Source organism: Pseudoalteromonas sp. Isolate3 (assembly GCF_022398505.1).
GTDB classification, from domain to species: domain Bacteria; phylum Pseudomonadota; class Gammaproteobacteria; order Enterobacterales; family Alteromonadaceae; genus Pseudoalteromonas; species Pseudoalteromonas apostichopi.
Map to the genome: position 1 here is coordinate 66,209 of NZ_JAKEVN010000004.1, position 19,975 is coordinate 86,183.

The 19,975-nt window shown below is 42.4% G+C and carries 18 protein-coding genes; 8 read left to right on the forward strand and 10 right to left on the reverse strand.

Annotated features, from left to right (window positions below):
* Window positions 1-51 precede the first annotated feature (51 nt).
* Genes L1D46_RS02005 through L1D46_RS02015 form a run of 3 tightly spaced genes read left to right on the forward strand, consistent with a single transcriptional unit; the run spans window position 52 to window position 2,036 of the window.
* Window positions 52-684, forward strand: coding sequence for a PepSY-associated TM helix domain-containing protein (locus L1D46_RS02005; protein WP_239976673.1), 633 nt, complete (start codon window positions 52-54; stop codon window positions 682-684).
* Complete coding sequence (locus L1D46_RS02010; RefSeq protein ID WP_178926402.1) at window positions 684-1,184, forward strand: DUF2271 domain-containing protein; 501 nt, start codon at window positions 684-686, stop codon at window positions 1,182-1,184. The genes L1D46_RS02005 and L1D46_RS02010 overlap by 1 nt, the downstream gene beginning before the upstream one ends.
* Before the next feature lie 9 nt (window positions 1,185-1,193).
* Window positions 1,194-2,036 (forward strand): DUF4198 domain-containing protein, encoded by an 843-nt coding sequence (locus L1D46_RS02015; protein ID WP_239976674.1) that lies wholly within the window; start codon window positions 1,194-1,196, stop codon window positions 2,034-2,036.
* 26 nt (window positions 2,037-2,062) lie between these two features.
* Here the strand turns inward: L1D46_RS02015 and L1D46_RS02020 are convergent, their stop codons facing one another.
* Window positions 2,063-2,599, reverse strand: a complete 537-nt coding sequence (locus L1D46_RS02020; protein ID WP_130050190.1) for a hypothetical protein — start codon at window positions 2,597-2,599, stop codon at window positions 2,063-2,065.
* Window positions 2,600-2,727: 128 nt separating this feature from the next.
* Between L1D46_RS02020 and L1D46_RS02025 the strand changes: the two genes are divergently transcribed.
* Genes L1D46_RS02025 through L1D46_RS02035 form a run of 3 tightly spaced genes read left to right on the forward strand, consistent with a single transcriptional unit; the run spans window position 2,728 to window position 5,022 of the window.
* Window positions 2,728-3,153 carry a DoxX family protein gene (locus tag L1D46_RS02025; RefSeq protein ID WP_105173868.1) on the forward strand — a complete coding sequence of 142 codons (426 nt, stop codon included), beginning with the start codon at window positions 2,728-2,730 and terminating at the stop codon, window positions 3,151-3,153.
* A gap of 60 nt (window positions 3,154-3,213) precedes the next feature.
* Window positions 3,214-4,080 carry a pirin family protein gene (locus tag L1D46_RS02030; RefSeq protein ID WP_239976675.1) on the forward strand — a complete coding sequence of 289 codons (867 nt, stop codon included), beginning with the start codon at window positions 3,214-3,216 and terminating at the stop codon, window positions 4,078-4,080.
* A gap of 54 nt (window positions 4,081-4,134) precedes the next feature.
* A complete protein-coding gene (locus tag L1D46_RS02035) occupies window positions 4,135-5,022 on the forward strand; it encodes a LysR family transcriptional regulator (protein ID WP_239976676.1) in 888 nt (295 codons plus the stop codon).
* Here the strand turns inward: L1D46_RS02035 and L1D46_RS02040 are convergent.
* The 4 genes from L1D46_RS02040 to L1D46_RS02055 all read right to left on the reverse strand — a co-directional run bounded on the left by L1D46_RS02040 (window position 5,017) and on the right by L1D46_RS02055 (window position 8,312).
* The gene (locus L1D46_RS02040) at window positions 5,017-5,892 is read right to left on the reverse strand and encodes an SMP-30/gluconolactonase/LRE family protein (RefSeq protein WP_239976684.1); all 876 of its coding nucleotides are present in this window, start codon (window positions 5,890-5,892) and stop codon (window positions 5,017-5,019) included. The two genes, L1D46_RS02035 and L1D46_RS02040, sit on opposite strands and share 6 nt — an antisense overlap.
* A gap of 36 nt (window positions 5,893-5,928) precedes the next feature.
* Window positions 5,929-6,636 (reverse strand): sulfite exporter TauE/SafE family protein, encoded by a 708-nt coding sequence (locus L1D46_RS02045; RefSeq protein ID WP_239976678.1) that lies wholly within the window; start codon window positions 6,634-6,636, stop codon window positions 5,929-5,931.
* Between the two features lie 127 nt (window positions 6,637-6,763).
* Window positions 6,764-7,543, reverse strand: a complete 780-nt coding sequence (locus L1D46_RS02050; RefSeq protein WP_167658272.1) for an SDR family oxidoreductase — start codon at window positions 7,541-7,543, stop codon at window positions 6,764-6,766.
* Window positions 7,544-7,589: 46 nt separating this feature from the next.
* Window positions 7,590-8,312 (reverse strand): FadR/GntR family transcriptional regulator, encoded by a 723-nt coding sequence (locus tag L1D46_RS02055; protein ID WP_054552285.1) that lies wholly within the window; start codon window positions 8,310-8,312, stop codon window positions 7,590-7,592.
* A gap of 261 nt (window positions 8,313-8,573) precedes the next feature.
* Here L1D46_RS02055 and L1D46_RS02060 point away from each other — a divergent pair, with 261 nt between their 5' ends.
* Window positions 8,574-10,202 (forward strand): sodium:solute symporter, encoded by a 1,629-nt coding sequence (locus L1D46_RS02060; RefSeq protein WP_239976680.1) that lies wholly within the window; start codon window positions 8,574-8,576, stop codon window positions 10,200-10,202.
* A gap of 54 nt (window positions 10,203-10,256) precedes the next feature.
* Here L1D46_RS02060 and L1D46_RS02065 read toward each other — a convergent pair whose 3' ends face one another.
* Window positions 10,257-11,285 (reverse strand): family 43 glycosylhydrolase, encoded by a 1,029-nt coding sequence (locus tag L1D46_RS02065; RefSeq protein ID WP_167658274.1) that lies wholly within the window; start codon window positions 11,283-11,285, stop codon window positions 10,257-10,259.
* A 133-nt stretch (window positions 11,286-11,418) separates the two neighbouring features.
* Here L1D46_RS02065 and L1D46_RS02070 point away from each other — a divergent pair, with 133 nt between their 5' ends.
* A complete protein-coding gene (locus tag L1D46_RS02070; protein WP_239976685.1) occupies window positions 11,419-12,393 on the forward strand; it encodes an arabinan endo-1,5-alpha-L-arabinosidase in 975 nt (324 codons plus the stop codon).
* A gap of 82 nt (window positions 12,394-12,475) precedes the next feature.
* Here the strand turns inward: L1D46_RS02070 and L1D46_RS02075 are convergent, their stop codons facing one another.
* The 4 genes from L1D46_RS02075 to L1D46_RS02090 all read right to left on the reverse strand — a co-directional run bounded on the left by L1D46_RS02075 (window position 12,476) and on the right by L1D46_RS02090 (window position 19,837).
* Entirely contained in the window at window positions 12,476-12,901 is a 426-nt protein-coding gene (locus tag L1D46_RS02075; protein ID WP_178926405.1) for an FKBP-type peptidyl-prolyl cis-trans isomerase, read from the reverse strand.
* Between the two features lie 10 nt (window positions 12,902-12,911).
* Entirely contained in the window at window positions 12,912-15,356 is a 2,445-nt protein-coding gene (locus L1D46_RS02080; protein WP_239976682.1) for a glycoside hydrolase family 127 protein, read from the reverse strand.
* Window positions 15,357-15,433: 77 nt separating this feature from the next.
* Window positions 15,434-16,771: an MFS transporter gene (locus L1D46_RS02085; protein ID WP_054552279.1), complete on the reverse strand. Its 1,338-nt coding sequence runs from the start codon at window positions 16,769-16,771 to the stop codon at window positions 15,434-15,436.
* A 273-nt stretch (window positions 16,772-17,044) separates the two neighbouring features.
* Window positions 17,045-19,837, reverse strand: coding sequence for a TonB-dependent receptor (locus L1D46_RS02090; protein ID WP_239976683.1), 2,793 nt, complete (start codon window positions 19,835-19,837; stop codon window positions 17,045-17,047).
* Window positions 19,838-19,975 lie beyond the last annotated feature (138 nt).

The following is a 19,975-nucleotide window of genomic DNA, read 5'->3' on the forward strand; positions in this document are numbered from 1 at the left end:
TGGTAATGCAAATCATTATCATGCCTGTATCTTTAACGAATAAACCGCATTATGTTCTCATTTAACAAACGTAGCTTTTATAGCGTTAGCCGCGCCTTACACATATACCTTTCAACGGCCTTATTCTTTTTACTTATTTTATTTTGTGTCAGCGGCATCATTCTTAATCACGTTAGTTGGCTCGAAAATGATAAACATAATGGTCAGAACCAACTACTTGTTTCTGCAAAGTTATTCGAAAAAGCACAAGCTAATCTCGACACGTTACCGAGCCTATACCCTGAAATAGAACAGTACATGCAGCAGCAATTTTCACTTAGTAATGTAAAAAGTATTGAGTGGGAAAAAGAAGATGCTTTGGTGATGCTCGACTATCCGCTGCCAGCAGGCTTTGCTTACGCCGAAATCGATTTTCAAACGGGCGAGCTCAATATTGATTATCAAACCGGCGGCTTTATGAGTCTGATTGGCGACCTACACAAAGGCCGCCATACAGGTAAAGCATGGAGCTGGGTCATTGATATCTCGGCTGTTTTGATGATTCTGTTTGCCATCACCGGATTAATTATTCTCTTTCAAAACCGTAAAAAACGGGCCGCAGGCCTTTGGTTAACGCTTCTTGGTGTTGCCACGCCTTTGGTCATTTATCTAGTTTGGGTGCCTCAACTTAAAGGAGTATCTTAATGAAACAAGCCCACTTAATCGCAGCTCTACTAATTGGCTGTTTATTCAGCCCACTGAGCTTTGCAAAAGATCCCAACCTCACCGTTGAGTTCACTTTACCTGAGCTAGATGTTTCTCCATATCATCGCCCTTACGTGGCGCTATGGCTAGAAACACCTGAACGTAAACACGTTACCACTATTGCACTTTGGGTCGAAAAAGCTGAATGGTTTAAAGACTTACGTCAGTGGTGGCGAAAAGCAGGTCGTAGCAACGACAGCTTTGATGGTGTAACAGGTGCAACAAAACGCCCAGGCACTTACACCATTGAGTGGCAAGGTAAAGATTTAAAAGGTAATCCAGTTAAACCTGGTAGCTACCTGCTTAATGTTGAAGTTGTACGTGAGGAAGGTGGCCGAGATTACACCCGCGTTGAAATCGACTTAACGAAAGACGGCAAAGTCACAATTAAAGGCGAAAAAGAGTTCGCGACTAGCTTTGTTACCATTACCAGTAATTAAGGACAAACAATGAAATTAAAATTATTAAAAACGGCGCTGATTGGCGCAGTAACCTTCACAGCACTTGCCTCTGGCTATGCACAAGCACACGCCCGTTGGTTAATGCCATCTCACACTTCTTTATCTGGTGAGAAAACTCACTATGTGATGATCGATGCCAGTATTTCGAATGAGTTGTTTAGCCCAGATAAAGCATACCGCCCGAAAGAAAAAGGCGCAGAGTATGACGACAACTTATTAATTGCCCTTGCTCCAAATGGTAAGCCGGTTAAAGAAACGATCCGCGCATACTACTTAAAACGCAAAAACTCAGCGGCAGTGAGTTTATCTCAAGACGGTACTTACCATATTGCTATGCAGCAAAAACCAATGCTAATGACTTTCTATAAAGACAAAGATGGCAACCGTGGCCGTGTGTTCGCAGGTAAAAAAGAAGCAGACCTACCAACAGGCGCAACCGATGTACGCACTGTAAAATCAATCGCAACGGTTGATACTTTTGTAAGCCGTAATGGTACTTCTAAGCCAACATTGCTTGGTCAAGGTTTAGAAATTTCAGGCCCAACTCACCCGAACGATCTATTTGCTGGTGAAGAAGCTAAGTTCCAATTATTAATGGATGGCAAACCAGCCGCTGACGTTGAGCTTGCTATTGTTCGTGGTAGTGCACGCTACCGTAATGAGCGTGACGAAGTGAAAGTAACAACCGATAAAAAAGGCTTCTTTACTGTGACATTCGCTCATGCCGATATGTATCTGATTGAAGCATCTGTTGATCAAAAACCAACAGAGGCCGATATCGATAATGTACGCTACTCATTATTCACAACGCTTGAAGTGGCGCCTGAGTAGTTTGCTAATTAGGCCTTAAAATTGGCCTAATTCGACTTTCGAGGAAGGCGGTAGTCAACAGTGTGATCGCAGCTACCGTCTTTCTCGCAATCATTAACCCCATCACCATCGACATCCCAGCTTGGGTGCATGCCTTTTAATGTACTTTTTACAACGCTAATATCGGCAGTAAATTCACTTTGCTCATCACGGCGCGCGGCATTGCGCATCAAAAAGACCCGAATCACATAATCGCCATCATCAGAGATTTTAATCTCAGCATGATCACCTTTTACCGGGCCAACAAACAAAGCAGTTGGGTTGCCTTTTGGTAAAATATTAAAGTAGTTGCTTGAATTTGATGGAGCAAAATCAACCGTTAAGGTAGTGCCTTTATTAAGGTTAATTTGATATTCCAGCATCTCATAACCTTTAATTGTGTCTTTAACTTGCCAGCTTTGCTGCACCGCAATATCTGAAGCTAGCAACTCATAATGACGACTATTTGGTAAATTTTGTTCAGCAAACACCAAGCTACTTGTAGCCACCGAAAAACAAAACCCTATCAATAACAACAACTTCATATTCAACCTCTTTTTGGATTCTTTTTTAGAGAATGGTAAATGCTGATTTTACAATTTTTAATTCTTTTAAAGTGAACTTATAGTTACTCCATCGCAGACACACTGCTTAACGAAACAGGATACCTACTATGAAACTTTTTACTTTAATCTCAGCTCAACCACACTTACAAAATATTAGCACTTTATTGGCACGTATTGGTTTATCGGCCATCTTTTTACTAACCGGCTTTAGCAAAATAGAGTTTTTCGATGCTACAGCGCAATATATGAGTAGTGTCGGTTTACCAGAGTTCTTACTGCCGTTTGTGATTGCCTTTGAAATTGTTGGCGGATTATTTATTTTACTAGGCTTTTTAACACAACTAACCGCTGTCGCTTTTGCTGGTTTCAGCCTAGTTAGTGCTTTGTTATTCCACTTTCAACTTGATGATCAAATGCAATTTTTAATGTTCTACAAAAACATTGCAATGGCAGGCGGCTTTTTAGCATTAGCCAGTGTTGGTGCAGGCAAAATCAGCCTAGATCAACTAGTGTTAAAACGTAGTCAGGCTTAACATTTATCCCAGCCAATAACCTAGGTTGTTGGCTGAATTTGTTTTTAAGAGGGCGCGAATATGGCAACGTTATTAACAGCAACCAGCCATGATATTGGTGGGCTCGATGTAAAACGCATCTTGCCTCATTTTGACAAAAAAATGGTTGGCCCATTTATCTTTTTTGACCACATGGGAGCAAATCACTTTCCTCGCGGTGAGGGCATAAATGTGAAGCCTCACCCTCATATTGGCCTATCAACGCTCACTTATTTATTTACGGGCAGTATTTACCATCGCGATTCGCTAGGTAATAGCCTGCAAATAGAACCCGGCGATGTTAACTGGATGACCGCAGGTCGCGGGATAGTGCACTCAGAAAGAGAAAGCCTTGAAGTGCGGGCGAGCGAGCACGACATCAATGGTCTGCAATGCTGGGTTGCTTTACCTGAGAGTATAACCGAAATAGCACCGCATTTTGAACATATCAAAAAACAGCAATTGCCTGAGAAAATCGAAAAAGGCGTGCTGATGAGACTCATTGTCGGTGATGCCTATGGCTTAAGCTCCCCTGTGAAAAGCTACTCACCGATGTTTTATGTCGATACGGTAGCAGAGCAAGGTAGCCATATAACTAAACCGCATCCTCATCATGAAACCGCAGTGTATGTTATTTATGGTGAAATTAGTGTGGGTGATACGCGCTATACCCAAGGCGACTTTGTACTACTTGATGACAGCGAACACGAAATAACGACTCTGGTGCACAGCCGCTTTATTTTACTCGGTGGCAGTAAATTCAATAAAGTCCCGTATTTACACTGGAATTTTGTTGGTTACAGCAAAGAGCGCATCGAGCAAGCAAAACAAGATTGGCAAGCACAGCGTTTTGCTAAAATCCCCGGTGATGAGCTTGAGTATATTGAGTTGCCCTCACCTAAAAAGTAAACTTTTTCAGTATTTACAGGTACTATTAGGTAGTTAAGTAAGCAAAGGAACATCATGCTAAGAATTACGCTAGAACAGTGGCGCATGTTTCGTGCTGTTGTTGAATTTGGAGGCTTTAACCAAGCCTCACAAGGTATTCATAAAAGCCAATCGAGTATTCATAATGCAGTTGGCAAAATTGAATCTGCACTCGATGTAAAGTTATTCAGCATTCAAGGCCGCAAAACCGTGCTCACTGAAGCTGGCGAAATGATGCTGCGCCGTGCTAATTACTTACTCGATGAAGCCGCAAAAGTTGAGGCAATAGGCCAGACGTTAGGTGAAGGCATCGAAAGCAAATTACGAATTGCTGTTGATGCTATTTTCCCACAGCAATTGCTTTATAAAGTGCTTAACGATACCTCGTCACAATACCCGCAACTGCGTATTGAACTCCATGAGTCTGTGCTGATGGGGGGGAATGAACTGCTCGAAAACGATCAGGTTGATATTGCTATTACCGGCTTTCCAATTGCGGCAAACTTTCACGAAGAATTATGTGATATTGAGTTTCTTGCCGTTGCACACCCAGATCACCCTTTGCATGCAATAGAGCGTGAAATAACTCTCGAAGATTTAAAATCACACCGCCAAATTGTTGTCCGCGATTCAGCCAATAAGCACAAGCAAGATGGTGGATGGTTAGGTGCCGATCAGCGCTGGACGGTAACTCATTTGCGCACTTCTATTGATATGATCAGTAATGGACTTGGCTTTGCGTGGTTGCCAAAAATAGCAATAGAAAAACACCTTGCGGCTAGGCAAATGAAAGCACTTAATTTAACCCATAACAGTAGTCGCAGCGCTAAGTTACACTTGCTCTTTAAAGATGGTGATAAGCTTGGTCCAGCAGCACGCGCTTTCCTTGGAGAATTGCGTTACCAAGTGATGGAGAACCTATAGTTTCAGGGGCGTTTCAGCAATGCCTTTAACGCCCGGCTCGAGAATAAACACGCCACCACTGTGCGGGTAATCAGCGAGAACTGAGTCCTCCAGACCCACTGCAGCGGTAGTCACAGCTAAATGCATTAGCTCCTCGCCAACAAATGCGACACTCGTAACACGCGGTGCGGGCAAGCGAATAAACTGCACCTGCTCGCCGCTTGGTGAAAAACGATAAACGCCATAGCCATTCCAAGCGGCAACCCATAAATGGTCTTCGTTATCAACGGTCATGCCATCTGGAAAGCCCATACTTTCACTAAAGCGAATAAACTCTTGTTTATCAGAAAGCTCGCCCTGCTTATTCAGAACAAAACGATAGATAGTTTGTTTATCTGAGTCAGTAGAATATAGAAAATAGCCATTTTTACTCACCGCAGGGCCATTGCTGATGGTGTAGTTATGATCAACAGAAATCGGAGCTTGCCCATGTCCAAAACGATATAACTTACCACTATTGGTTTGCTCTTGAGAGTCCATAGAGCCAAAAAAACCAAAGCCTTGGCGAGACGTTTTGCCATCGTTTAAACGATTTTTTGAGGGTTCATGGTCTATTGAATAAAGTAGTTCGCGGCTGAAATTTTCACTACAAAGTTTATAAATACCTTTGGCAAAGCCTGCAACTAGTTCACCCTGCTCGGTTTCCATAACCCAGCAAATAGGCTCTGGCATGGTAAACTGGCTAACTCGCATTGATTGGCAATCTAAGCGAAACAAGCGCTGCCCTAAAATATCTACCCAAAATAAGCAGTTATGTGCTTTTGCAAAATAGGCCCCTTCGCCTAATTGGCACTGGCTAGAAATAATCATTTTGATGGTGTCATCGAGCATTGGCTTCACTACACGAACAGCTGAACTATTCTCATTCTATCTATGTATGAAAATAAGTGCTAGGCCAGATAACCCCGCAACGAGTAAGATTATGCCGCGAATGGCCTTCTCGTTGAGGTTATTGTTAATCACAAACGACAAGCCCCAGCCAATTAAAATTGCTGGCAAACAAAAAAAGAATAGCTTTACATCAGTCATATCGGCGGAACCTGTAAGCATCAATACGATAATGCCAAACAGGTTTATAAACACGAAAAATGCACTCAAGTTAGCTTTAATTTTTTCTTTATCTTCAGCTTGGTAGAGTAGCCCCATTGGTGCACCTCCTGCAGAAGTTGTGGTACCCAAAAAGCCCGACGACATTGATGCTAGTAAACTAGTAATTGTTGAGATTTTCGGTTTCATACCTATGATAGACAAAGCCACCACCACCAAAATACTCAACCCTAGCAGAAGCTGATACTGCTTCGCATTGACATACCACATCACGACAGCAGCTAAAATGACACCTATAGCACCGCCAATAATAGATATACCAGTTTGCTTCATGTCTATCGCGCCACGGTGCTTAATCATTAATACCGACGTTAAAAACAGCGCATTCAAAATCATTGGCCCAGGCACCAGATCTGGCATTAGCCAGTAAAGCACAGGCACACATAACATTCCTAAACCAAAGCCAATAACACTTTGTAGGCAAGCACCAATAATCAGAATTAAATAAACAAGTACAAAGTCGGTCAAACTTTCTTACCACCTTCCTAAGTATGAGCTCTGCTGAGCCTAAATCGTATATTTTATTATTATAGTATCATTTTAATTATGTAAAATTTTTATTTCACGCTAGTCATTTTGTTATCGTTTCGCAAGATTATGTCCAACCCGCATCCACTATCAATGATTGTGCAGTCATCATACAGCTGTCATCTGCGGCCAAAAATAGCGCGGCATTCACTACATGGTCTGGTTGAATAGTTTCGTTAATACACTGACTTAAACGAACATCTTCAATCATTTCTGGGGTTAGCCAATGCGTAATCTGGCGCTCTGTCATCACCCAACCTGGTACCAGTGAGTTCACACGAATATTATCTTTACCATATGAAGCAGCTAATGAACGGGTTAAACCTTCAATACCCGCTTTTGCGGTTGTGTAGGCTGGCATGCCGGTCTGCTTAATACGCCAGCTTACCGACCCCATATTGATAATGCTACCACCGCCTAAACGCTGCATCTGCTCAACCACTGCTTGAGATGAAAAGAAACACGGGCGTAAGTTAACTGCAAACTTGTCTTCCCAATATTTCACATCCATATTCTCTGCAGCATGACGAGTGTCATCGGCTGCGTTATTAATTAACACACCAATATCACCTTGCTGCTGGCGAGTTTGCTCAATGGCCGCTTTTAAAGCTTCAACATCACGTATATCACAATGGATAAATTGTGGGTCAAATTCATATTTACCAGCTAATTTTGCGCACAACGCATCGCTTTGCTCAGTTGCAATATCAACAAAGGTGACTTTCGCGCCCTGCTCGCAGAACCGCCTTACCATTACTTCACCAATTCCCGATGCACCGCCAGTAATAAACACACTCTTACCAGCAAGGCTTGGGTAAACTGTTTTTAGCTCGTTTGAATTTGGCATGATAACCTTATGTTTTAAAAGTCATTACAACGTAAAGAAGCGATACTTATTGAGCCGCTTCTTTATCAGCGATTTCTTTTTCAATAAACGCCATTGCTTCATCAATCATGTACGTCATCATGTTTTTAGCACGCTCAGGATCGCCGCTCGCAATTGCGTTATACACTTTAAAGTGCTCCTCAGCGATGGCCTTTTTATTGCCTTTAGCTGGTGTAGTATGCTGAATACTCACGTGCAGCGCTGTGCGAATAAAATCACGTAATTGGTAGAAAAAACGGTTACCACTGGCATGTAAAATTGCCGTGTGAAATGCAAGATCAGGCTCATGCATCACACCTTCAGGCTCTTCTGCCGCTGCTTGCATTTTATCTAGTGCCATTTTAATTTCTGCAATTGCCGCTTGGTCGCCTTTTCTTGCTGCAAGTGCTGCTGCTTGAGGTTCGATAGCCAAGCGCACTTGTAAGAATTCTTTAAGTACGTAAAGTGAAGGGCTGCTTTCTAGTAACCATTTTAATACGCTTGTGTCGTATAAGTTCCAGTTCTCCGCCGATTCAACACGAATACCTTGTCGTGGACGAGAAGAAATCAGTCCTTTTGCAGCAAGCATTTTCACTGCTTCACGGACAGCTGTGCGGCTAATACCATACACTTCACATAGTTGTGCTTCAGTTGGTAGCCCCGTTTCAGTGTTATAATCACCAACAATAATTGCTTTACCGAGCTCATTGGTAACTTGTTGTGATAAGTTTAAATTTTCTAAACGCGCCATGTGTGTTCCTCAAAAGATCTGAGTAATATGATACATCTATAAAGCTATTCCGTCATCCTGCAAATAATCTATTAAAATCAATAGCAAACAAAAAACAACCTAATACAAGTGTCTAAAATTCACACAGTATAGTCACCATTTAGAACACAGACTGTCACCTTATTTTAACAAATCTCTTTCACTCGGCCTATTTATAATATAATATTTTTATTCAACAATTATAAAGCTAAACTCTCTTTTCAAAATTAGGTGGAACACACGATGGTCGAACTAAGTACCTTAGACTGGGCAGTGCTAGCAGGATTTTTTGTCCTGTTACTTGGCGTTGTCGTGATGTCTATGCGACAAAAAGAAGAAGACACCGCTGATTACTTTTTAGCGGGTCGTAATGCAAGTTGGTTAGTGATTGGTGCCTCTATTTTCGCATCAAACATTGGCTCAGAACATTTAGTGGGTCTTTCAGGTTCAGGTGCACAATCGGGTATGGCACTAGCTCACTGGGAGATGCAATCGTGGATCATTCTACTACTCGGTTGGATTTTCGTGCCTTTCTATTGGAGTAGTAAAGTCTACACCATGCCTGAATTCTTAGAGCGCCGCTTTAACTCTAAATCACGTACTTTCTTATCTGTAATCTCATTGATTAGCTATGTATTAACCAAGGTCGCAGTAACGGTTTATGCCGGCGGTATCGCATTTAAAACAATCTTAGGTATTGAGAGTATTTGGGGTATCGATTTCTTCTGGATCTCAGCCATTGGCCTTGTAGTGATCACGGGTATTTATACGGTGCTTGGTGGTATGAAAGCCATTATGTGGACCTCTGTGTTGCAAACTCCGGTGCTCATTATTGGCTCCTTAGTCATACTCGTTGTTGGTCTAGATAAAGTAGGTGGCTGGGCAGAAGTTGAGCGTATCAACGATGCTAATATGCATCTTATTCGTAGTGCTTCAGATGCTGAGTTCCCTTGGCCTGGCATTGTATTTGGTTCATTCATTATTGGTTTTTGGTATTGGTGTACCGACCAATACATCGTACAACGTGTTTTATCTGCAAAAGGCATTAAAGAAGCACGTCGCGGTACCATGTTCGCCGGTTACTTAAAGCTACTTCCTGTATTTATCTTCTTAGTGCCGGGCATGATTGCATACGCATTGAATGTTAAAGGTATTATTAGCTATGACAGTGCTGACCAAGCATTCCCAACTCTCGTTGCTGAGCTATTACCAGCTGGTGTTAAGGGGATTGTAATTGGTGGTTTAGTAGCAGCTTTAATGAGCTCTTTAGCATCATTATTTAATTCGTCAGCGACCTTGTTCACGATTGATTTCTATAAAAAATTCAAACCTGAATCGAGTGAAAAGCATCTTCTTAAAGTAGGCCGTATTGCCACTATCGTTATTGTTATATTAGGCTTGCTGTGGATACCCGTCATGAGTTTAATAGCCGATGTGCTTTATGAATACTTGCAAAGTGTGCAGTCTCTTATTGCACCGGGAATTGCAGCAGTATTCTTACTAGGTTTATGCAGTAAACGCATCACTCCAACTGCTGGTTTTGTGGGTTTAGTATCAGGTTTTGTGCTTGGTATGATCCGCTTAGTGTTGCTGCCATTTAAAGATGATTTAACAGGTTCATCATTTGCGTGGATCACCACGATGAACTGGTTATATTACTGTATTCTGCTATTTGTCGTGGTCGTTGCGATTATGATTGTGGTGAGTATTTTCACCAAGCAAGCAGACGAAGAACAATTGAAAGGTCTTACTTTCTCAAGCCTAGATAAAGCAACGATGAAAGAAGTAGCTGCTGGCTTAGATAAGTGGGATTACATTCATACCGCGGGTATTATTGGTATTACTGCCTTTATTTACTACCGCTTCTGGTAATCGTTCGTTCCCAAAGTTGTAGGGCGCCAATTGGCGCCCTTTTTTTAAAAGTTGTTAATCGGCGAGTTCTGGTGAGAACACTGGAAAACCGTTTTTATCCCACGTAATAATGCGTGCTCGCGCATGGCGATTTGGGTCTGTCAGTGGTGTGCCTTTCAGCTCTTTATAGTCACGACTGTGATAAATCATTAAATCGGTTACACCATCTTCAGCTTTTACAAAACTGTTGTGCCCAGGGCCAAAACGACCTAGCTCAGCATTGGTGGTGAACACCGGCTCAGCCTTTTTATGCCAACTAGCAGGATCAAGCAAATCAGCATTCACATCTGCCCATAGCAAGCCCATCGCATATCGATGATCGGTGGCACTGGCTGAATACGTGACAAATATTTTATCACCGTGGGTGATGACTGCAGCACCTTCGTTTACCTTGTAGCCTTGCACTTCCCAATCAAGGGTTGGCTCTGTAATCGCGATAATGGGTTCTTTAATTGATGTTGGTGAGTCCATTTCAGCTAACCATAAAGCAGAGTTATAAGTTGCAGGCTGGTTCTGCTGCGCCCAAATCATATAACGCTTACCCTTGTGCGTGAAACTTGTGGCATCAAGCGAAAAACTATCAAGGTGGCTGGTTACTTGCCCCATTTCTTGCCACTCACCTTGCATCGGATTAGCACTGTCGTTTTTAAGCGCATACATACGAATACTGAACGGCTTTTCGATATCACCTGCGGCGAAGTAGATATACCAACTGCCATCAATCTGATGTAGCTCAGGGGCCCAAATATTGACACTCATTGGGCCTTTATCGCGCTTTTGCCAAATAACTTTCGGCTCTGCTAATTTTAAATCGTTTAAACGACAAGCTTGGCGCAGCTCAATTTCATCAAATTTCGGCGAACTACCAATAAACGTGTAACAACCACTTTTATCATCACGAACTAACCATGGATCAGCACGTTTGAGTACAATGGGGTTATCAATTGGCGCAAGAGTCTTGCTACTATTAGCATCAGCAAAGGCTGACAATGACGAGGCGCTTAACGCACTAACAAGCGTTAGCCGAGATATTTTTTTGAGCATAATGTGTCCTGTATTTCGTCTCGATTTTATTGTTAATATTGTATTACATATTATATAGTAGCTGAATGAACACAAGAGTTAAAACAACAAAAGGTATTCAAGCATGAGACTCGTAAGTAACGTGACACAAGCGATGAAGTGGCTTTCAACAGGGCTACTTTTTTCTGCCGCAGCCGTATCTGCAAAGCAAGTTGAAGTACACGATCCGGTCATGGCCAAAGAAGGCGACACGTATTATGTATTTAGCACAGGCCCTGGCATTACCTATTATGAATCGAAAGATTTAACCAACTGGAAACTCACAGGTCGCGTTTTTAAAGATGAGCCAAGTTGGGCAAAGCGTGTTTCCCCTAATTTCGGGGGCCACTTATGGGCACCCGATGTATACGAGAAAAATGGTAAATTTTACCTTTATTATTCAGTCTCTGCATTTGGCAAAAACACCTCTGCAATTGGTGTAACGGTTAACGAAACCCTTGACCCAGCCTCACCTGATTACAAGTGGATTGACTACGGTATTGTGGTTGAATCAGTGCCAGAGCGTGACGATTGGAACGCTATCGACCCTGCGATTATCGTAGATGACAAGGGTACACCGTGGATGAGCTTCGGTTCGTTTTGGGGGGGCTTAAAGCTAGTACAACTTGATGATGACATGGTTCGCTTAGCAAAGCCTGAAAAATGGCACCACATTGCGAGTCGTCCAAACACGGAGCATGGTCCGATTGAAGCACCTTATATCTTTAAAAAGAACGGCTATTACTACCTATTTGTATCATTTGATAAGTGCTGCCAAGGTGTAAAAAGTACTTACAATGTTCGCGTAGGTCGCAGCAAAAATGTTGAAGGCCCATATTTAGATAAGCAAGGTCGCTCAATGATTGATGGTGGTGGTAGCTTAGTTATTGAAGGTAACAAAGATTGGGCAGCCCTTGGTCACAATGCTGCATATACCTTTGATGGTAAAGACTATTTAGTATTACACGCCTACGAAACAGCAGATAATGGCGTGCAAAAGCTACGTATTTTACCTATGAGTTGGAAAAACGATTGGCCTGTTGTTAACCCAGCCGACCTAAATAAGCTTACAACCAAGCTTAAAAAGTAATTATTCAAACGTAAAAAACCTGCAAAATTGCAGGTTTTTTATTTACTTAAGTGACCTAGTTTGAGGTTCCAAGAAGGTACTATTAATTAAAATCAAGCAAAGTAATATCAACTAGCATGGGGCTTTGACAGCCTTGCTGATGCTTCTCGTCAATAAAAGAGCTATACACATCACGTGCAAGGTGCGCAGGTATTAAAATCTCAAAGCGACTGCCTTTATTCATTAATTGCAGCGCCTCTTGTAAGCCCACTATCGCCTCTGCAATTTCGTACTCTACAGCAGCACCTTGCTTGCGAGTATCGAATAATACCCGACCATTTTTAAGTGTAACCCGTTGATGCACAACCACTGTGGCATCCCAACTAGGTTTATCCCCCTGACCTTGCTCAATTATTCGATAACCAAGCCCTGTGGGTGTGTGATAAAAACTGTGTTGCTCAGCGTTGTTATCTAAAAGCGACGGTAAGATTTGCTCTTTAGCCGTCGCAAACACATTGTTGCTTAACATAGCCAACTCTTTATTGTGTGTTGATTAAACGAATACCATAGATACCACCAGCAACAGAGTCTTTGTCGGCAGCAAAACGTAAGGTAAGCGTTTTCGACTTTTTCATTGCCTCTGTTAATGGGTAATCAATGGTGTAGAACTCATCAGTTGGCTTGCCTACGGGCAAACTAACTGCAGCTAATTGCTCACCATTTAAATTAATAGAGAAATGACGGTCCACATCGCCAATAAAATAGCGAACACGCAAAGCAACCGCTTTTTGTTCTGGGTTACTAAGCTGATACTCAAACCAACCTGTCGCATCGCGCCAGTGATGACCATTATTGACACCTGCACGGGTTCCTTCACCTTTAAAGTCGTGTTCAACTTCAGGTTGTTGCTCACCCGGCGTAATTTGATCAACGGTTAATAAACGAAGTTGCTCTTTCGCTTGTTCAACAGCTTTTGCATTGGCAACAAATTGCGTGAACTGAGCTTTGCTTTGCTGCGGCCAATACACTTGATAGCGGCTATCGTGCAAACGGAAGAACGGAATTAACTCCGTGCTCTTGGTATTATCAATTCCTTGCTTAGCAATCGCCACATTTTTATCGGCGATAAATGCTAGCTCTTGACCCGGCTTACGAGTGAGGTCGGCAATAAATTTTTCTGGCTCACTCAGCATGATTGGCAGAGCCTCTGGCGGGCATGTTGGTCCTGCGGCTATGTGGCCCATGCGGCTATTGTCAGCAACAAAGTTAAGCTTTTCATTTGCAAAAGCGTGTACTTTAGTAGCCATTACAACAGGTCCGTACATCACAGAATAATAATGCTGACCATCAGGTAGCTGCTCAGTATAAAGCTTAGGGCTAAGTTCAAAAGCAAGCTTATCACCGCTTTGCCATGCATGGCTGATACTGTAATAACCGTCTTTTTCGGTTGCGCTTACAGCCTGTCCATTTAAAGTAAAGCTCAGCTCACCCTGCTGCCAAGACGGTTTACGAATATGAATTACCGACTCAGAGCTTTGCTCTTCAGACAAGCGATTCACAGTAAGTGAGACCTTGTTATCATCTGGGAATTGGCTGTCTTGCGTGATCTGTAAACCCTGCTGCTGCCAATTTAACGTGCTTGGAATAAACAAGTTTACCCATAACTCTTTACCGGTATTGCTATAAATCAGCTCACCATATTTGCTGTGATTTTCAATACCTGAGCCTACGCAACACCACATAGAATCTTGCACTGACGAATACATGCGGTAATGCCCAGGGCGCATTGAGGTAAAGTAAACAAGACCACCATGCTCTGGGTGTTGTGACGATAAAATATGGTTATATGTGGCGCGCTCATAATAGTCTAAATAGCGCGTATCACCGGTTTTTAAGAACAATAATTTACTCAGTTTCATCATGTTGTAAGTGTTGCAGGTTTCTGGGCCTTCAACATCTTCAACCATTGGCGTGAAGTCACTTTTATCATGAAAATGCTCACGTACCGAGTTACCGCCAATAGATACTGAGCGCTCTTGGCTTACTGTTTTCCAGAAAAAGTCAGCACCTTGCTGCCATGCTTTATCATCGCTGGCATTAGCCACTTTCAACATACCAATAATTTTTGGTATTTGTGTATTGGCATGCAGGCCAGTTAACTTATCTTCTTTATGTAACAACGGTTCAATAATGATGTTATGAGAGAACTGTCGGGCTAGTTTTAAGTAGCGCTCATCGTCACTGATAAAATACATATCAGCAAAAACATCATTTAAGCCACCATGCTCTGAATACAGCATTTGTTGAACTTGCTCATCAGTTAGCTTAGCAGTGGTCGCTAAGAACCATTCGCCTAACTTAAATAGCATTTGTTTGGCTTTATCACTGCCTGCCACGTCGTATGCATCACGCAAGCCATGGAAAATTTTATCGATGTTATAAAGTGGTACCCAGCGGTCGTTTAAGCTGAATAAGTCGGCTTTGATTTCACCTCTTTCAATCTGCTGCCACATTTCATCGCCATTTGGGATACCGCCTAAGTAACCACCTGTGGCTTGTTGAGCGCGATCCAGCTCACTCAGCATATAATCTAAACGCTGCTTTAATTCTTCATCACCTGTGGCAGCCCACGCAAGGCTCAAGGCAGAAAGATAATGACCGCCAATATGCCCATCAAGGCCTGTACTTTCCCAGTTGCCATAGTTTGGCGCTTTTGGCTCAAGGCCTGCTTCACGCAGATAAGGAGCAAGCAGCTGATCAGGATGAAGTGCTAATAAATAACGCACATTCGTTTGCTGTGCATGTAAAAATGGGCTGGCGCTTAAACTTACTTGGTTTAGGGCAAATAAATGTTGTTCGCTGGTATGTTCAGCATGCTCAACAGAAGCAGCTTGTTTACTGTCAGTTGGCATTTCACTGCAACCGCTCACAGTTAATATTGCAGCGCAAACGCTTGCCAAATAGCTAACTTTGAATGTGTTCATACTGTTGTCTCCCAGCGAATTGTTATTTTAAAGAGCAAAGCGCACACACTTATCTAGTGTGTGCGTTTAAAGAGTGGTTATTTTGGTAGGCGCTTATGAATAACCATATCTGTATAGTACTCATCGGTAATTTTGTATTTTTTCAAAATCAGACCTAGTAAGGCGTGGAAAACACCCGGAATGATAGTTAGCATCAGTGCTAAGCCCATTAGGGTAAATTCGGTTTGCTCAACGTTAGGCTTGTACTCAAAAAATGCCAGTAATAAACCACCCGCTAAGCCCGCTAAACCGCCCCCGGCTTTTTGGCAGAATGAAATACCACCAAACGATAGACCCGATGCACGGACGCCGTCTTTAATTTCACCGTAATCTACGGCTTCAGCAATAGCAGACCAGAACACAGGTGCATGTAAATCAACCACAAATGACAAGATGATATAAAGCACAAACGCCATCATTACATCGCCCGGTTGCACCACAAAGTACATTAGTAATGAAATAAATAGCACGGCAATTTGTGATTGACGGAATAGCTTCATTTTACAGTAACGCTGGGTGATCCACGTACTTGCCACCATTGAGACAATAGATGCTGCAATACCCGCACTGGTAAAGGCACCTGCTAAATCTGGTACACCTAAGTAATAGGTTGCGTAATACATAGCGACACTGCCACGAATCGCATAACCAAGCGTACCAAGTACACATGCTGCACACAGTAGTAACCACTGGTCGTTTTTAATAAGTACTTTTAATTGCGTAAGTACGCCTTCGGTTTGTGGCTCATGGGTAATACGTTCGCGAGTAGTAAAGAAGCAAAACAAAAATAGTGCTACGGCACATGCCGATACCAATGCCATTGCCAGTTTATAACCATACGACAAGCTGCCATCACCCCAATATGAGGCAAGTAGCGGCACTGAAAATACGATCACTACATTGGCAATCTTAGCGAAGAACATACGGTAACCATTAGCTGACAAACGCTCTTTAGGATCAGCGGTTAATACACCAATGTAAGAGATATAAGGAATAGCAACACCGGTAAACATCAAGGTTGCAAACAGGTAAGTGGCATAAGCCCAAGCCAACTTCATGTTGTAGTCGAAATCAGGCGTAGTAAATAACAGTACGACCGACAAACCATATGGCACAGATAAAAATAAGAACCAGTGACGGAATTGACCCCAACGGGTTTTCACTTTGTCGGTGATCACCCCCATTAATGGATCGGTAAAGGCATCAACAAAACGCGCAACTAAGAACAACACACCCATATCAACCGGATCAAGCCCGTAGATATCGGTGTAAAAGAAAGACATAAAATAGAATAACGCTGCAACCATGACATTTACTGCCATGTCACCGGCACCAAAGCCGACCTTTTCTACAACGGATAACTTTTGAGATTCCATACAACAACACCCTAATTGGTCAATAGTGAGCCGCCGCTCACTATTTCAAACAATGTCGAAAACCTTCAACATTGTGTATCAAATAAATTTACAGCCTTAGATATTACACAGCTTGGCCATAGCGTTCGTTATTTTTGTAAATTTAATGCTAATCTAATTAATAGTATTATCATACTTATTAAATCGCAACTCTTTTCGACCGATAACAAACGCTTGCTTTTTCAGCAATAAAAAACCCCAGCTAAGCCGGGGTTTTGGGTCTATTTAAGAAAATTAAAAAGAGTAACGAATACCTAGCGCAAATGTACGGCTAAATAATGCGCTATTTGAGTTATGAGTAGTTGGGTACTCATAATAAGTCTGTGCAATCTCTTCTGTTAAGTTAGTACCATCAAACGTGACCATAAAGTCTTCGTTGATATCGTAACTTAACTGAAAATCTAAGCTCTGCTCTGGACGACGATAAACTCCTAACGGGTTCGCAAATTGAGCAGCTTCATAGTTGTTTAAGAAGTCATCACGCCACACATAAGCTAAGCGCATATCAAAATCATCTCGCTCATAGATGAGCACGGTTGAATATGATGATTTTGAAACACCGAACATATCTCGTTTATCATAACCTGTAAGCTGGCCATCTTCGTAAACAGGAAGCTCTTGTTCTGAGTCTAGGAAAGTCGCACTTGCCTGAAGGCCCGCCCCCATTAACCAATCAGGTAAATTGTCTGGGAAATATACTAAACCTAACTCAAGACCATCTAAAGTACCATTGGATGAGTTATCAGGTTGATTTAAGATATACGGGTATGGCGCATCATCCTCTGGCCCTTGGTATTGAACGATACGGTTTGAACCGTAGACGAACCCTTCTATTTCACGCTTAAATAGCGTGCCATACAGTGAACTATCATCAGAGAAATACCATTCAAGTGTTAAGTCATAGTTTTGCGACTCAACCGGTTTCAAGTCAGGGTTACCACCGCTGGCTGTACCATAGCCAATGTTAGTTACATCTTCGGTGTAATAAATAAAAGAGTTTAGTTGTGCAAAGCTTGGGCGACGTATTGTTTCGGTATACGCAGCACGCGCAATCACATCTTCGCTTAAGTGATAACGAAGCACAATACTGGGTAATAACGCTGAAGAGCTATTTTCTGCACTACTAACTGCTGTTGGATTTTGGTCGATATCGAAGAATGTCATATCGGCTTTTGCATGCTCGTAGCGCAAGCCGAGCTGACCATCTAATTCAAGGCCAAACAACGAAGTTGAGAAATTACCCTGTACATACGCTGCATAAGACGTTTCATCAATATCAAAAGTTTTTTCTAAAACCACATCATCGGCATTAATACCATAAAGCTCACGGAACGAAGCACGGTTGCTATAAATATAATGACCATTCGGTACAACCCAACTTGATGGCCAATTTGCGTTACCGTCAAAAAAACCTTCGTTAACTGATGCAAGTCCTTCATCTAATGAACTAAAAGGTTGACCTAAAATACCACCACCAGCTTCACGGCTTGAATCAGTCGCGCCACGGCTATCGTAGCGTACTCCAAACGAAACGGTATCAAAACCATAGCTATCAACAAATAGATCACCATCTAATGTAAAGGTAAGTGCGTCACCTTTAGAAGTCCCGCCGTTATCATATAGCTGAGCGACATTCCACTGCGAGGTATCAGCTAAATCAGCTTCATTGGCAGCGGTGTCAGGGTTATCTGCATATTCCAAAGAAGGAATACCGTCTTGATCATTAAAATCGACATTTAAACCATAAGCCACGCGTTCACTTCGCATTGCTAAAAAGTCAGTCTCATATTGACTATCTTGATAATATATTTCAGATGCAAGATTAAAGTTATCGGAAATTGTCCACTCACCACCTAGTGCAAATACATAACTATCAGTTTTACTGACAGTCAAGTCACCGCTATTAAAACCATATGGGGCGTCAACATAACGCTCTTTAATGATGTTAGTACCATCAAAAGTTGCAGGCGGATTTTGCGTATCAACATTGCCCCACCAATCAACAAAGGTAAAGCTTAGTGCGTTAAATGATTCATTGCGATAACCATTATAGAAAGCTTCGAATGTGTACTGAGAGTCATCGTTAGGACGCCATTGTAAAGCGATATTCGCCGCAGGACGTTCACGCTTACCGGTAAAGTCACTGGCAAATACAGCGTCACGCGATAAATAATACTCGGTAGGAACACCGTTTATGTTGAGTGTTGAACCGGCTTGAAACGGTAAACCATTTTCCAGGCCTGGCTGCCAAATCAGCTCTTCGCTCGCTCGACCATCAGTAGTTTGTATTCGTTCTAGCGGACCAAAACCATCTGCTGGATTCAGAGTCATGAATGGCACCATCGCACCAGCTGCAATATTTTGGTCACGGTAATTTGTTTCGCCGTATGAAACGTTCACCAAGGCACCAAACTCACCAATGTTCGACTCCCAGCGGTTACTCGCAAGCACCGATAGATTCGGGTCTAGCTCTTCAGCTTGTTCTTGATAAATACCGCGTGCAGAAACCACCACTTTCGAGCCATCAAAATTAAATGGTCGCTGTGTTTTAATATCAATTTGCCCGGCTATACCGCTGCCCACCTGAGAAGCTGAGCGCGTTTTGTACACATCAACGCTTTCTAATAAAGCTGCAGGTATATCAGCAAGCGCTACACTTCGCCCCGCTGCTGTAAAAATTTGTCGCCCATTAACTGTCGTCGTCACATCAGTTAAGCCACGAATTGAAACGGTATTAACCTCGCCAGCACCTCGGTCTGTTACCTGTATACCCGTAACGCGTTGCAATGCTTCAACAACATTGTTGTCAGGGAATTTACCAATATCCTCAGCTACAATAGCGTCTACAACTTGGAATGATTGACGCTTAATGTTTAAGCCTTTGTTTAAACTGCCACGAATACCTGAGACTTGAATCACTTCAATATCATCAGCCTCACTTTGTGTATCCTGCTGCTCCTGCGCATACGCTAGCTGACATGAAACAGCCATTAGTATAGCGCTTGCTATGTGTGTTTTTTTGAACATGTTGCCGTTCTCCGGTTGTGATTTCCCCAGAAGGAATTCCTTCTGCTTCCCCCCCTAAATTACATGGCTTGTTGTCAGTGCCTGTATAGGGTTAGCTTTAGTTATGTTAATTGTATGCTGCCTTTATTAATATTATTG